Origin of the sequence: Ottowia sp. VDI28, assembly GCF_049532675.1 — a bacterium.
Classification (GTDB): Bacteria; Pseudomonadota; Gammaproteobacteria; order Burkholderiales; family Burkholderiaceae_C; genus Ottowia.
On record NZ_CP149820.1, the window covers coordinates 6,391,927 to 6,403,974 of the forward strand.

Consider the following 12,048-nt stretch of genomic DNA (forward strand, 5'->3'; position numbering starts at 1 on the left):
GCGATCGCTGAATGCGATCAGAAGTCCGTCGATAGCGAAACCAGCAGCGTGCGCGGCGCCCCCATGGTCAGGCCTGCGCGCGCGGCGGACTGCCAGTAGCTCCGGTCCAGCGCGTTCTCGAGGGACGCGCGCAAGGTCACGGGTTTCCCGCCCGCGGTGAAGCGGTAGCGGGCGCCGAGGTCCATGCGCGTCCACGACGGCAGATGCTGGGTATTGGCCACATCCACGTACTGCTTGCCGGTGTGCAGCGCACGGGCCGTCAAGGTCAACCCTGGCAGGAAGGGGACATCCCATTCACCGCCCAGATTGGCCTGCAGGCGAGGCGTGGCGGGCGAGCTGCGGCCATTGTTGAGCCCGCCTTCAGTCCTCGTCTGTACGCCCTGCGTATAAGCCATGCCAGCCAGCAGGCGTACGCCACGTGCGACTTCACCCTGGCTGACAATCTCCAATCCGCGGTTGCGCTGTTGTCCGTTCATGCGGAATGTCGGCAGATCGGTGCTGGTATCCAGCATGCTGCTGGGGCGTTCGATCTGGAAGAGGCTGACCGTGGTGGCAAACCTGCCCGCATCGAACTTGACACCCACTTCCATCTGCCTTGACTTGGATGGTGCGAACACCTGGCCCGCGTTGGCAGTGCCCGCGGGCGCGGTGTCGCCCTGGCTCAGTCCCTCGATGTAGTTGCCATAGAGCGAGATGGAATCGGTGGCCTTGAACATCACCGCAGCCATGGGGGTCACAGCCGATTTGTCGTAACGGCCGGACTCCCCCCGTCGTCGCATCCAGGGAGCGCGTACGCACCGACTGGTAGCGTGCCCCCAGGGTCAATTGGAAGCGGCGATCCACCAGGAAAATCGTGTCCGCCACCGCCAGGCTGCTCATGCGGGTCTCGGCCACGCGCGGTATCGAGTCTCCGACGGGAATGCCTGGAAAGGCAGGGTCTGCCGGCGTGTAAATGCTTGACTGATAGATCGAGCCGTTCTGCCGCAGCGTCCCGTTGTTCTGCGAATAACCGGTGGCGCTGACCACGAGTTCGTGCGGCAAGGCGCCGGTCTCGAACTTGCCGCGCACACCGGCCTCAGCGGTTCCGGTGTTCACGTATTCCTTGAGCCGGTAAGGGCGTGCGGCAAGGTTGCCTTGATCGTCCAGCAGCAGCGAGGAAGCCTGCAAGCTGTCGAAGTCATACTGCATGGCGCCTATCGCTCCATAGGCCACCCACCTGGGAGCCAGGTCCACTTCGCCGCGCACAACGGCCGCCCGTTCCTTAGCGTCCCAGTAACTCCAGCGGGGCTGGAAGTTGAGCTTGTTGTTGGGCGCTGCCGGTATCGGCGTGCCTGACTCGGGGGGGAACAGCAGGCTGCTGCGGCCATGCGTAACACGCCCCTGGTAGTTGAAGTCTGCCTCCAGCCGAACGCGTTCTCCCTGATAGTCCAGGCCGAGAGCAAGTGCATCCACTCGTTCGCTGGAGCCGTTGACGGGCGTATCGCCCGAGTGCTTGGCGGCATTGAAACGCACGCCAAATTGCTGATCGGGGCCGAACCGGCGTGACAGGTCGGCGTGGACCCCCAACTGGCCATCATCGGCATACGAGAGCGTCAGGCGATTGAGCGGGTCAGCCCCCGCCCGCTTGGGCACCAGGTTGACGCTGCCCCCCACTGAGCCGGAAGGCGCCATGCCATTGAGCAGCGCATTGGGGCCGCGCAGCAGTTCCACTCGCTCCACCCCGATCAAAGAAACCGCGTTGCGCGGCGAGACGCCGTAAAGGCCGTTGTAGGACACGTCATAGTTGAACAGCGTGAAGCCCCGTACGTTGAACTCGTCGCGGCCGGCGCCACGGGCATAGGTGTTGCGCACCGAGGGGTCGTTCACCAACACGTCCCCGATGGTCTGCGCCTGCTGGTCGTCGATCAGCTGGGACGTGTACTGCGTCGTGCTGAAGGGGGTTTCGAGCATGTCGCGGTTGCCCAGCATGCCCACGCGCCCTCCTTTGGCCACCTGGCCACCCGCATAGGCCGGAGGCAGGCTGTCCATGACGGGCGAGGCAATCACCGACACGGTCGGCAATGTGCCGACCTCCGTCGAGTTCGCGGGAATAGCTTGTATCAATACTGATCTATCCCGCACCATGCCTTGCAACCCGCTGCCGGCGAGAAGCCGGTCCAGGGCCTGTTGCGCCGTGAACTGGCCGGAAACAGCTGGCGCGGCTTTTCCGGCTACCAGCGCGACCGGAAAGCCCAACTGCAGGTCCGCTTGCCGTGCCAATTCATTCAGGGCATTGGCCAGAGGCTGGGCCGCAATCGAGAAACTGCGAACGGCTGTCGCGGAAGCCGGGGCCTGCGCGTGCGCGTCGATAGGTTGGCTCGCGGCTGCCCCCAGCATGAAGGCCGCGGCCAGCGGCAAGGGGGCAAAACGAAAGCAGGGTAAAGACGCAAGACGCATAAGACTGTAACTCCTCCATCGGCAAAGGTGGGGCATGCCCATGGCACGATTCCTCTCCACCCGCTGAAGACGCATGAGTTCAGCTGATCCGCACCTCCTTTGAAAAGAAAAATCAAAAAAACTAGCGCGCGACGATTTCCGTGACGCCTTCGCGCTGGACCAGCCTCACCGCCAGCATCTGCGGCAGGAACTCGGCAAACTGCTGGTACTGGCGCAGGCCAAAGCTCCCTCCCACGGGCATGGCCGCCACGGCCGGGTCGCGCACCACGAGACCGGTATTGCCATAGCGCTCAAATTCCGCCAAGGCCTCGCTCAGAGGCGTCTGATTGAAGTTGAGACGCCCATTGCGCCACTGCGCCACTGCCTCGGGAACGATGCTCGTCACAGCCCCGAGGCCACCACTGACGTCGCCAGCGCCTTCCAGCATCTGTCCCGCGGCCAGCTCGACCACGGGCGTGGGGACGGTTGCCGGGGCCGCCTGGCGTTCCACCCGCACGCGGCCTTCTTCAACCGCGACGACCGTATGCCCTGCGCCAATCCCCGACGCCGTGTGCCGGACGGAAAAGCGCGTGCCCACCACGGTGATCCTCAAATCGCCCGCAAGTACGTGGAATGGTCGCTTCTTGTCCGGGTGAATGGCGAACATGACCTGACCGTCGTTCAGCTTCACCTCGCGCCGGTCGCGAAAGAACCGCACCTGAACGCGCGTGGAGGTGTCGAGATGAAGGGCGCTGCCCGCAACCGCATCGTCAGGCAACAGGGTCCTCACCTGTTGGCCACGCTCCGAGGCATAGGATTGCTCGAACGTCGGCTGCAGCCACCACCCGAACCATCCTCCCCCCACCAAAGCGAACAGCACCGCCGCCACGACCGCCTTAGGAAGCATTGGCCGAAAGAGCGACTGCCAGAGAGGCGGCCTGCTTGCCGGTTGCGCACGCGAAGCAGACGGCCCGGGCAATCCGGCACGCAATCTGGCCGTTTCGCGCTCGGGCATCTGCCGCACCCCTTGCAGCGTGGTGCGAACCGCGTCGAACGCGGCGGCATGGCGGGAATCCGCGTCCAGCCAGGCCTGCAGTCGGGCCTGGCTTCTTTCATCCAGCCCGCCGTGGCAGCGCACCGCCCAGATAGCTGCCTCCAGCTCCAGCGCCTCCCTCTGACCCCGATCCATTTGATCGCCCACGCTGCTTTCTTCAGGCGCAGAGCCTGTTCGATCATGGGCGTGTGAATGGGTAGTGGACATACGCGAACAGAAGGGGAATATAGACGCTGGCGTCGAACCGCTGAAGCGGCTCCTCGGAAGATTACGCGAGTACCCGCTAGCGGCCTTTTCCACCGGGCCTTCCGCCAGTGCCATTGAGCACATACTCGCAACGCCTGCAGGCCAGGGTGCCCCGGACCACATGCTTTTCCACCATGCTGACCGAAATGCCCATGCGTCTGGCAATCTCGGCCTGGGGCAGTCCGTCGATGATATGCAGCACGAAAGCCTCCCGGCAACGAGCTGGCAGGTTCTCGATTACTTGAGCATAGGCGGACACTGTCTGATAGGAAGCCAGCGCTTCTTCGGGTTGGAGATAGGCGGGGGCGTGCTGATCTTCCGGTTCAGTCACGGTGTCCAAGCTCTCGTGTCGTCTGAATTCGGCCCGCCGATGCCGGTCTATGACCAGGTTCTTGGCAGTGCGGTAGAGCAAGGCCCTCGCGTCCAGCACTGGTCGCCCCGCGTGCTGGGCCGCCAGTACACGCGCGTAGCTCTCCTGTGCCAAGTCTGCTGCGGTATCGCGATCATGGACTTGACGATTCAGGAAGTTCAGCAGTTCGCGATAAAAGCGCTCGAGCATGGCAAGAACCGGGCGGGCTGAACCAAGCGGTGATCACGCCGGCATGCTGTGGATGAATTGTTTGGAAATGAGAATCATTTTAAATCAGCTTCAGGACGCCGGCTAACCGACCGCTGGGCCGCCTTGCTGCGCCACGTCTGCCAGACTGCTTGATTCGCCCAGGCAAGTGGGGAGGTGACCGGTTTGGCGCGGCGGGGGCTGTGGATAAATTTGGCCCTCGCTAATGCTGGCGCGGGTTTGCGGGCGATTCGGGGGCCTGGAGAGGTTCCGGCCGCTTTGGCGCGGAATGGGATCGCCGGGGGCCAAAACGGCCGAAATGGGCGATTTCCGGGCCGAGGTGGGGTCAGGGTAGCAAAAAGTGGTTTCGGGGCCTTGTAGCCCCGTTTTCATTGGGGACGCCACTTCTGTCGCCCTGGCGCGGTGACGGTTTTAAAGCCTCTCGAAGCGCGGAAGGAAGTCGGACATTGGGGAATTAGGCGGTGCCGGTACGTCCAACTTAAAAAACTCCAATGAAATCAATCGCTTGCCGGGAGAGGTGCCCGTCTTGTCCACAACGTCCGACTTTGACGGACTCGGACGCTTTTAAAACCGCCCCGCTAGCCCTTTAAAACAGCGTGGCCTGCCTTCTATCCACAGGCGCGGTGACACCCGCCGCCGCCACGATTCGCTCAATTTGGCGTTCGGTCAGGCGGTGTTCGACGGCCAGCTCACGGGCCGTCTTGTGGGTGGCGTAGGCCTTCGCGATTCGGGCGTTGCGGACGGCCAGAAGAGCCTGCTCGGCCTTGGGCACGGCGAAGTGCGCCTCTCCGCCGTAGACCTCGGCCAGAGCGAGCAGTTTGCTGTGGCCGATCACCTTCGCAATCGAGTGATCGTCACTGGCACGATCCGGGGTAGGAATGAAGATGCGCACGCCGCCATAGACACGCACCAGGTCAAGCGTGGCCGCAAGCCCGATAAGGCGCTCGAAGTCCCGCAGCAGCTTGGGCAGCAGCTCGGAATCGATGACGGCGGCGAGGTCGCTCATGTGAGGATTGCAATGACGCTTTGGAGCTTCGCGTAGGCCGAGATGGCCTCGGGATAACACTGCGTCGGAGTGACTTGAGACAGCGCGCATGCCGCCTCAATCGCGGCAGCGAGTAGAAGATCGCGTTCGCTGCTGGACTTAGCCAAGGCGACTTGACGCAGCTCAACGCGTTGACGCCACGCGTCGATAGCTGCCTGCGCATCGGCGAGCTGCACCAGTGGAGTGCCAGGGCCGGGCTTTGTCGATGCTCTCCTGTAGCCGTTCTGGACGTACAGACGGGCCACAGTGGGAACTAGAGGCACATTGAGCTCTTGGCTGGTCAAGTCAGCCACGGCGTTGGGCCTCCTGGTTAGGGCGGTGCGTGGACTTTTCCGCGAATCGCCTGGGAAACCAGTCGCAATAGGTGTCGGATGGCGTGTGTCCAAAGATCGTGCAGCACCTGTATTCATGCACGCAGTGCCCGCAGGTCTTTCCGCTGGGCAGCTCCATGCAGGTCTTGTCGTTGCACGCCTTGTCTGCGCAGCAACCGTGGGAATGCTTTTGCACGTTCATGCTGCAATGCCTCCTTGGCCCTGGGCGGCAATCGCCTGCGGCTCCTTCGGCGGATTGTGGCCGCGCTGGTGCATGCAGAAGCACAACTGCGCGTGGGCATCCACGAACTTGTGGAACGCCTCGGGCGGGATGATGGCCGGAACGCCTTCAGCATCCTCATCAGGAATCGCGGCCTGGTGCAATTCCGTCATGGCCTGCTTGGCGTCCTGCAGCAGCTCGCGGAGTTCATCAACCAGGGTTGAGAGATGCCCATTTGCTGCCTCATGCCCGGCGATCTCAGCTTGAAGAGCACCCACTTCATAGTTGTTGATCCGGCGCGCGATCTCCGCTGCAGTCTCGGTCACTTCCAAGCTATCGCCATAGCTGGTTTTCACATAGGCGCGAATGCCGTGATACTGGCAGCTTGGGCCTGCCTCGGTAATGCGCAAGACGCTGCTGACAGCGACATGCAGTTCGCGGCCACTGAGGTCTGTGAGCTTGATCATGGCTGCACCTCCTGCAGCTCGACCACCTGGCCTGCCTCAACGGTTTGAGGCACCTCGGCGTCATTCAGCGCGCGCAGTGCCACCTCTCCCTCCAGATACCTCACTGAGGTGACTTCGTAGCGCACCTTGGCATTCGGAGCCGCAGCGGCCTCCGCATCACTCAGCAGCGGCAGCCAACCCACCGGCTTGCCCGTTCCTTGCGCGAAACAATCGTGGCTCCAGTCCCATCCGGCAAACTGCCATTCGTCATCGCCCGTGTTGCCGAGGTTGTTCATGCCGATGGTCACCTGCGGCACACTGTTGTCGTCGTCAAGTGGTGCGTCTTCAAACTCCACCAGCAAGCGCAGCAGCGAGCCATCCCTCGGGGCTGTGCTCATGTCTCTAAACGCGATGGCCGCCGGCTTCTCAGCGGTTGTAAGAACACCAACCGCGATTTTGAAGGTGTCCCTGCACTTTTCGGCCAGCGCCTGCGGGATCATTCGAGCTTCGTTGCCGTCTGGGCAGCAGTCGCGATACTTGGAATCGACAGGGCCGACGCTGCCGCAACCAGGGCAGTACCGTACAAGCGGCTCTGCAGATATCGCTGGAACGCGCGGGAGTATTGACAGGTCAACCCAGCGCGGATCTTCAAAACCCGGGAACAGGAGCGACACAGCCTTGCGCCCATGTGGCTTATCGGATGGCGGTCCCTGGCGCTTCAACCCCGTGCGGTATTCGATGCCACGAACCAACGTTTCAAGATCGCATGCGTGGTCGGTCCAGGGGATAGCGATCAGATCGAGATCGCGTGTGAAGCTGCCATGCAACGCGATGGCATACCCGAACTGCCAGGCCGCGATTCGAGCCTTGGTATAGGCCGTTGCGTAGTCCGGATCGATGATGCCAAACGGGAGCTTCGCAGGAGTCGATATAGCGACTGGCACCGCCTCGGCTCTAAGGGCTGCATGAACTGCGCGAAGCTCATCATTGGACGCCGGCGCCTTTAGATAGACAACCAAGGTCTGCGGATTCTCCGCATCGCGGCCGACGCCGTGCATTGCAGGCAGCTTCCTGGTAGGACGCTCGACACATTCGCATATCTCAACCTTGCCCGCGCACGAGTGGATATCCCCGTTCAAAGCGCAAAGATCGTCGGTGCAGTCTTCAGCATGGCCGTACACCTCGCCTATGCCGCCACAAATGGCGCACTGAGCATTCATCGTATCGGTGAGGGTCATTTCGGCTCCTGAGTAATCACGGCGGTTTTGGGGGTGCATACGGTGCTGGTGACCTTGCCCGCCGTTCTGGTGTGGCATTCGTTCCAAGCATTCGTGGTTTCGGTTTTGGCGCCGCAGCGCGTGAAATAGAGCCACCGGTCGCCGGGCTTGAATGCCCACACCTCGCAACCGTTGGCTTCGTTGACTTTCCGAGGGAGCCTTTCGGCAGCAATGCGGTCCGCATCGGCCTTGCGTTGTGCAACCGTTTCAGGCCGAAGCTGATACCAGGTCATGAACCCGATAAAGCCCAATATCGCAACAGCGATCACGAGCAGCACCCTCATCGCTTCGCTCCCTGCGCCCGCTTGGCGCGGTCAAGCATGGCCTTGAGGGCTTCGATGACCTTGGATGCTTCGAGCGTGGGCAGGAACTTCACATCGGAGACACCTGTTCCCGCCACGCGGCCAGCGAAAAGCAGCAGCGCTGCGGGACTCGCATCCACCAGGCCACCGGCCTTGCCGATCTGGCCCCACAGCCATTGGATCTTCGCGGCCTGGTCAAACGGCTTGAATGTACCGGCCTTGGGCTTGTAGCCCAGCGTTGCCATATGGGCGAGCACCTTGGCGCGGCCCGTCCCATTCAATTCGGCCGCGCTGGCCTTGCCGGTGAGATTGAGCAAGTGGAAGCGATAGTCGTCATCGCTCCAGCGCAACGCGGCCTTGCCCTGGTGGATATGGCCCAGCTCGCGCTTTCGTTGAGCGAACGCATTGGCATGATTCGTGTGCGCCGTGAAGCGCCTGGTGGTAGGCATGGCGTTTAAACGATGGAAGTGAATAGGCCGCGCTGCGGATCGGCTTCGCGGTGGTTGAGGTAGCATGCGGGGCACAGATGCCTGTTGGGGCCAATCTGGCGGGCGTGGGCCTCGCACATGGGCTGGTCACAAGTGCTCGCGCCTTGGCGCTGCGGTGGGCCATCGCACAAGTAGCCACTGGGCGCCAGGCATACCTGCTGCTTTCCATCGATCAGCACGCGGGCAGCGCACGGTGATGGCAGGCGGGAGCCCTTCATGTGGACGATGCCGGTCTTTAGTCGGTAGAACGGCATCAGGTCACCTTCTGGGCGGTACGCACGCTGACCGGGGCAGCAATGCAGCTACCCCGAGCGCCTACGCACAGGTAAAAGTCGATGGCACCAACCTGACTGAGCAGCCAAAGGATGAGCATCAGGGCGCCAATGGCATGAAGGACGCCTTTCATCGCAGCAACCTCGGTTTAGAGATTGGCATCGGCCCAGGCTCTCCGCTCGGCATGCGGATCTGGTTGGCGCGCACCAGGCGAAACTCCACATTGACCGGCTCGCCCACGGTGTAGTGATCTTGGTCTGCTGATGGGCGGTAATTCCACTCAGTGTTGACTGCATGCTGCATCAGCTCGGCGACCTTCATGGCCTTGCTAGCATCCATGAGGAAGTGGCTGTAGCCGATGGTGATGTAAGCCATCTGTGCGGCCGGTTTGGCTGGGGCGCGGCTCATATCGAACTCTCCCCAGAATCTTCGTCCAGCAAGCTCACAGCAACGTCCTCGACAGCACGTGCGAGGCGATCCAGTTCGTTAGCGCAGAACTGATCCAAGTCTTCCCACTCGCAAGACATGTCCGTCAGTTGCTTGCGCATGGTGCGCAGGCGGCGAACATGGCGCGAGGCCAGTTGTTTCTTTGTCGGCGCGCTCATGTCAGCAGTCCCCTCTCCGGCATGCCACCGACGCCACGATGGAGGTCGGCCTGCTGGCCTGCGCGATACCCGGCTCCGATGTGGCCCATGTCGACCTTGCGGCCTGTCATGGTGTTTCGCGTTTTTCCAGACTGCAGCTCACCGTACTCACGCTCGATATACGCCAGCAACAGCGCCTGGTCTTTCTCCGGATTAGCGAAAGCCTCGACCTTCTCAGACACGCCCATCACCCAGCCTATGGCGAATGCATCACCCCGCATGGTCTTGGTCGCGGGCTTGCAGTTACGCGGCTGCTTCGCGATGTGCGCCAGACGTCCGCGAGCGCACTGGCGCAGAAGCACCTCGCAGGCATAACCGGCCACAATCGGCGCAGCGTCAATGCCCACAAATACCCAGTGGCGAGAGCGCACGTAGTTGCCTGCATCGTTGTACCGCCCCTTCAATTGGGCGAACGTTTCGCAGCCGAAGGCATCGGCGACCAGGTGCACGAGGCGTAGCTCCCAGGCATTGGCTGCAGTACTGCAGGCCTTTACCTTCACCTCGCGGACATCAGCGAGCGAGACATCCTGCTCACGCAGGCCAAACTGCTCCATGAGCGCCTGGGCCTGGCGTAGCGCGATGCCCGCTTCGTTCTCGTTCGCGCTGCGGCCGAGTGCCAAGCACTTTTTAATCTTCTTGAGGGCTTCGTCGCGGGTCATGGCGTAGCTCCCTTCTCCGGAGCTTGCCGCGCACAAGCCTGCATCAGTTCACGAAGGTGCTGCGCGTGCACGTCTCGCGCATTCCGGGCGCCTTTGGCTGCACGCCACCATTCGCTTTCCAGCGCGTCAGTGATGGGCGGCAGCTTGTACTTCCTGGGATCACCCATGGTGGTCGCACCGGAGAGCACGTCTTCCTGGCCGCGAGCGTACCCATACGCGAAGTAGAAGCGGGCGAGCTGCGAAGCCGATTGGCCCAATTCCCTGGCGGTGCTGGGTGACACAGCGCAGTTCGCGGTTGCTACGCCGGAAAGGGCTGCAAGCAGCAGCGCGACGATGATCCTTTTCATGCCCGCACCTCCAATGCCTTGTCGCCTTGCTGGCAGAGATCGACTAGGGCATCCACGTTGAAGTGCGGGCCGAAGATGGATTCATTGCGATAGTGGAACTGCTCGCGTGCTTCGTGCTCCAGCGAGGTCAACACACACTTGAGCGCGGTCTGTACCAGCTCGGAATGCGTCATATGCGCCGAGAGCTGCCACTTGCGTGTGGTCCGTCGCACTGGCTTACCGCCGGATACGTTGCAAGGTGCTCGGAATGAAGCCTGCAGGTATGTGGTTCCCCGGAAGTTGCCCACCAGGTAGAAGGAGTAACCAGGGAACGAGATCGCGCGCAGGATCATGTTTGCCAGCTCGGCATCCATGGGCTTCTGCACAACAGGTGCCGCGACGGCATTGGCTCGGTGCTTCACCTGTGGCTTGATCAACCACTGCCAAATGCCGATCATGGAAGTGACCGTGAAAACGGACTGCTGCAGGATGAAGAACCAATGGCGATTGCCTGCGCCGAAGGTGATCCAGCCAACGTTACTGATGAGCCAGGCCACGAAGGCCCAGCCAGCGAAGCGGCTGCGGGTAGCAAGCAGCAAAGCCCCGGCCATGCCGAGAAACGCGGAGATGATTTCAATGAGCTGCATGAAGGCTCCTTTAAATGTCGGTGGGACCGATCTGCGTGAGCTGATCGGGTGTGGTGGTTGGCGTGGGGTCTATGAGGCCGATCTGCTCGGCCACTTGGATGCAGTCAGCGCAAAGCAGCTCATAGGCGCCGACTTCACGCACAGAGCAGGCCACGCACACGATTCGGGGAGATGTGCCGGTCATTTGGCGATCGCCTCCCAGCCTGCGGAGATCAGCCCTTCGTCAGCGGCCTGATCGCCAGTCATCCAATCGAGGGCCGTGAGCGCGCAGTCCAGCGTGTTCTGACTGAAGTCGAAGAGCACGGCGTCTTCCCCGAAGCAGTCATGAACGTCGTCGCGGGACATATGGTCCTCCAGCACCTTGATCTGTGCTTCGATGGCGGCATGGTTGTTGTCACCGAACCCAGAGAACTTCGGCACACGAGGCAGCACGGCCTTCAGGCGCGCAAGTTCATCCGCGACCTGATTGAAAGTCGGTCGATTCGCCTTCATACAGCCGCCACATCCAGGTTGATCGGGTCATATTCGCCCGAGGCATCGTTGCGCTCATAGAAGCGCACATAGGGCTTCGTGCTGGCCGTCTGCATGGAGTCGGCGATAGCCTGCATGGCTTGCTGCCACTTCGCATCGCGGATTTCCAGGCGCCGCAGGCCCAGAACGCGGCTCGTGTTGATCTTGCCTTCCTTGTCAGTCTGGAACGCATGATTCACCAAGGCCTTGATGTTGTCGTTCGCGCCTTCGGCCCAGGTGTGCACGCACTCGTCGATCAACTCTTTTGCAGCCATGAGCTGCTCGCCGAAAACGAGCTTGTCCTGCATTTGGCGAACGACCTTGAAGCGGCCATCGAAGCTCACCAGGGTGACATTGCCCTTTTCGCCGCCAGCCTTCACGCCGTACTGTTCCATGCTGGTCGAGACGAACGCGGCCACCTCACCCATCGCGAGAGCCTTAAAGGTGCGGATGGACTCTTGAATGGACTTGGCTTGCGCGCACAGATCGCCCACGGTTTCAGTGCGCAGCTTGTCGATATCCTTGACTTTTGACTCGGGGATGAGATTGCCGTTGGCATCTTCCCAATAGCCGGCTGGAATGGATTTCTTGTTCATATGAGGTTCTTT

At 61.8% G+C, this 12,048-nt stretch carries 20 protein-coding genes and 1 pseudogene; all 21 read right to left on the reverse strand.

Annotated elements, in window-relative coordinates; translation table 11 throughout:
* Positions 1-17 precede the first annotated feature (17 nt).
* Positions 18-779, reverse strand: coding sequence for a TonB-dependent receptor (locus tag WJU18_RS30310; RefSeq protein ID WP_423457989.1), 762 nt, complete (start codon positions 777-779; stop codon positions 18-20).
* A gap of 937 nt (positions 780-1,716) precedes the next feature.
* Positions 1,717-2,511, reverse strand: a pseudogene (locus tag WJU18_RS30315) (TonB-dependent receptor plug domain-containing protein); the annotation flags it as partial.
* A gap of 46 nt (positions 2,512-2,557) precedes the next feature.
* Positions 2,558-3,604, reverse strand: coding sequence for a FecR family protein (locus WJU18_RS30320; RefSeq protein ID WP_423457990.1), 1,047 nt, complete (start codon positions 3,602-3,604; stop codon positions 2,558-2,560).
* A 148-nt stretch (positions 3,605-3,752) separates the two neighbouring features.
* Positions 3,753-4,274, reverse strand: coding sequence for a sigma-70 family RNA polymerase sigma factor (locus WJU18_RS30325; protein WP_423457991.1), 522 nt, complete (start codon positions 4,272-4,274; stop codon positions 3,753-3,755).
* A gap of 604 nt (positions 4,275-4,878) precedes the next feature.
* On the reverse strand, positions 4,879-5,298 hold the full coding sequence (locus WJU18_RS30330; protein ID WP_423457992.1) for a Mor transcription activator family protein: 420 nt from the start codon (positions 5,296-5,298) through the stop codon (positions 4,879-4,881).
* Positions 5,295-5,600 (reverse strand): hypothetical protein, encoded by a 306-nt coding sequence (locus WJU18_RS30335; RefSeq protein WP_423457993.1) that lies wholly within the window; start codon positions 5,598-5,600, stop codon positions 5,295-5,297. Before WJU18_RS30335 ends, WJU18_RS30330 begins: the two co-directional genes overlap by 4 nt.
* A gap of 22 nt (positions 5,601-5,622) precedes the next feature.
* A complete protein-coding gene (locus tag WJU18_RS30340; protein WP_423457994.1) occupies positions 5,623-5,850 on the reverse strand; it encodes a hypothetical protein in 228 nt (75 codons plus the stop codon).
* On the reverse strand, positions 5,847-6,335 hold the full coding sequence (locus tag WJU18_RS30345; RefSeq protein WP_423457995.1) for a hypothetical protein: 489 nt from the start codon (positions 6,333-6,335) through the stop codon (positions 5,847-5,849). The genes WJU18_RS30340 and WJU18_RS30345 overlap by 4 nt, the downstream gene beginning before the upstream one ends.
* A complete protein-coding gene (locus WJU18_RS30350) occupies positions 6,332-7,552 on the reverse strand; it encodes a hypothetical protein (protein WP_423457996.1) in 1,221 nt (406 codons plus the stop codon). The genes WJU18_RS30345 and WJU18_RS30350 overlap by 4 nt, the downstream gene beginning before the upstream one ends.
* On the reverse strand, positions 7,549-7,869 hold the full coding sequence (locus tag WJU18_RS30355; protein WP_423457997.1) for a hypothetical protein: 321 nt from the start codon (positions 7,867-7,869) through the stop codon (positions 7,549-7,551). The genes WJU18_RS30350 and WJU18_RS30355 overlap by 4 nt, the downstream gene beginning before the upstream one ends.
* Positions 7,870-7,871: 2 nt before the next feature.
* Positions 7,872-8,342, reverse strand: coding sequence for a regulatory protein GemA (locus WJU18_RS30360; protein WP_423457998.1), 471 nt, complete (start codon positions 8,340-8,342; stop codon positions 7,872-7,874).
* A gap of 5 nt (positions 8,343-8,347) precedes the next feature.
* Complete coding sequence (locus WJU18_RS30365; RefSeq protein ID WP_423457999.1) at positions 8,348-8,635, reverse strand: hypothetical protein; 288 nt, start codon at positions 8,633-8,635, stop codon at positions 8,348-8,350.
* Positions 8,635-8,787, reverse strand: a complete 153-nt coding sequence (locus WJU18_RS30370) for a hypothetical protein (protein ID WP_423458000.1) — start codon at positions 8,785-8,787, stop codon at positions 8,635-8,637. Before WJU18_RS30370 ends, WJU18_RS30365 begins: the two co-directional genes overlap by 1 nt.
* Complete coding sequence (locus WJU18_RS30375) at positions 8,784-9,062, reverse strand: hypothetical protein (RefSeq protein WP_423458001.1); 279 nt, start codon at positions 9,060-9,062, stop codon at positions 8,784-8,786. The genes WJU18_RS30370 and WJU18_RS30375 overlap by 4 nt, the downstream gene beginning before the upstream one ends.
* On the reverse strand, positions 9,059-9,259 hold the full coding sequence (locus tag WJU18_RS30380) for a hypothetical protein (protein WP_423458002.1): 201 nt from the start codon (positions 9,257-9,259) through the stop codon (positions 9,059-9,061). Before WJU18_RS30380 ends, WJU18_RS30375 begins: the two co-directional genes overlap by 4 nt.
* Positions 9,256-9,957 (reverse strand): DUF2786 domain-containing protein, encoded by a 702-nt coding sequence (locus WJU18_RS30385; protein ID WP_423458003.1) that lies wholly within the window; start codon positions 9,955-9,957, stop codon positions 9,256-9,258. The genes WJU18_RS30380 and WJU18_RS30385 overlap by 4 nt, the downstream gene beginning before the upstream one ends.
* Positions 9,954-10,304 carry a hypothetical protein gene (locus tag WJU18_RS30390; RefSeq protein ID WP_423458004.1) on the reverse strand — a complete coding sequence of 117 codons (351 nt, stop codon included), beginning with the start codon at positions 10,302-10,304 and terminating at the stop codon, positions 9,954-9,956. The genes WJU18_RS30385 and WJU18_RS30390 overlap by 4 nt, the downstream gene beginning before the upstream one ends.
* The gene (locus WJU18_RS30395; protein ID WP_423458005.1) at positions 10,301-10,930 is read right to left on the reverse strand and encodes a hypothetical protein; all 630 of its coding nucleotides are present in this window, start codon (positions 10,928-10,930) and stop codon (positions 10,301-10,303) included. Before WJU18_RS30395 ends, WJU18_RS30390 begins: the two co-directional genes overlap by 4 nt.
* A gap of 10 nt (positions 10,931-10,940) precedes the next feature.
* Positions 10,941-11,114: a hypothetical protein gene (locus WJU18_RS30400; RefSeq protein WP_423458006.1), complete on the reverse strand. Its 174-nt coding sequence runs from the start codon at positions 11,112-11,114 to the stop codon at positions 10,941-10,943.
* Complete coding sequence (locus WJU18_RS30405; protein ID WP_423458007.1) at positions 11,111-11,422, reverse strand: hypothetical protein; 312 nt, start codon at positions 11,420-11,422, stop codon at positions 11,111-11,113. Before WJU18_RS30405 ends, WJU18_RS30400 begins: the two co-directional genes overlap by 4 nt.
* The gene (locus WJU18_RS30410; RefSeq protein ID WP_423458008.1) at positions 11,419-12,036 is read right to left on the reverse strand and encodes a DUF3164 family protein; all 618 of its coding nucleotides are present in this window, start codon (positions 12,034-12,036) and stop codon (positions 11,419-11,421) included. The genes WJU18_RS30405 and WJU18_RS30410 overlap by 4 nt, the downstream gene beginning before the upstream one ends.
* Positions 12,037-12,048 lie beyond the last annotated feature (12 nt).

Bases quoted from the DNA above. Each gene is read 5' to 3' on its own strand.
- WJU18_RS30370 (WP_423458000.1), bottom strand. From the start codon at position 8,787: ATGAAAGGCGTCCTTCATGCCATTGGCGCCCTGATGCTCATCCTTTGG.
- WJU18_RS30365 (WP_423457999.1), bottom strand. From the start codon at position 8,635: ATGCCGTTCTACCGACTAAAGACCGGCATCGTCCACATGAAGGGCTCC.
- WJU18_RS30375 (WP_423458001.1), bottom strand. From the start codon at position 9,062: ATGAGCCGCGCCCCAGCCAAACCGGCCGCACAGATGGCTTACATCACC.
- WJU18_RS30385 (WP_423458003.1), bottom strand. From the start codon at position 9,957: ATGACCCGCGACGAAGCCCTCAAGAAGATTAAAAAGTGCTTGGCACTC.
- WJU18_RS30395 (WP_423458005.1), bottom strand. From the start codon at position 10,930: ATGCAGCTCATTGAAATCATCTCCGCGTTTCTCGGCATGGCCGGGGCT.
- WJU18_RS30360 (WP_423457998.1), bottom strand. From the start codon at position 8,342: ATGCCTACCACCAGGCGCTTCACGGCGCACACGAATCATGCCAATGCG.
- WJU18_RS30410 (WP_423458008.1), bottom strand. From the start codon at position 12,036: ATGAACAAGAAATCCATTCCAGCCGGCTATTGGGAAGATGCCAACGGC.
- WJU18_RS30340 (WP_423457994.1), bottom strand. From the start codon at position 5,850: ATGAACGTGCAAAAGCATTCCCACGGTTGCTGCGCAGACAAGGCGTGC.
- WJU18_RS30345 (WP_423457995.1), bottom strand. From the start codon at position 6,335: ATGATCAAGCTCACAGACCTCAGTGGCCGCGAACTGCATGTCGCTGTC.
- WJU18_RS30400 (WP_423458006.1), bottom strand. From the start codon at position 11,114: ATGACCGGCACATCTCCCCGAATCGTGTGCGTGGCCTGCTCTGTGCGT.
- WJU18_RS30350 (WP_423457996.1), bottom strand. From the start codon at position 7,552: ATGACCCTCACCGATACGATGAATGCTCAGTGCGCCATTTGTGGCGGC.
- WJU18_RS30330 (WP_423457992.1), bottom strand. From the start codon at position 5,298: ATGAGCGACCTCGCCGCCGTCATCGATTCCGAGCTGCTGCCCAAGCTG.
- WJU18_RS30405 (WP_423458007.1), bottom strand. From the start codon at position 11,422: ATGAAGGCGAATCGACCGACTTTCAATCAGGTCGCGGATGAACTTGCG.
- WJU18_RS30325 (WP_423457991.1), bottom strand. From the start codon at position 4,274: ATGCTCGAGCGCTTTTATCGCGAACTGCTGAACTTCCTGAATCGTCAA.
- WJU18_RS30320 (WP_423457990.1), bottom strand. From the start codon at position 3,604: ATGGATCGGGGTCAGAGGGAGGCGCTGGAGCTGGAGGCAGCTATCTGG.
- WJU18_RS30380 (WP_423458002.1), bottom strand. From the start codon at position 9,259: ATGAGCGCGCCGACAAAGAAACAACTGGCCTCGCGCCATGTTCGCCGC.
- WJU18_RS30390 (WP_423458004.1), bottom strand. From the start codon at position 10,304: ATGAAAAGGATCATCGTCGCGCTGCTGCTTGCAGCCCTTTCCGGCGTA.
- WJU18_RS30310 (WP_423457989.1), bottom strand. From the start codon at position 779: ATGCGACGACGGGGGGAGTCCGGCCGTTACGACAAATCGGCTGTGACC.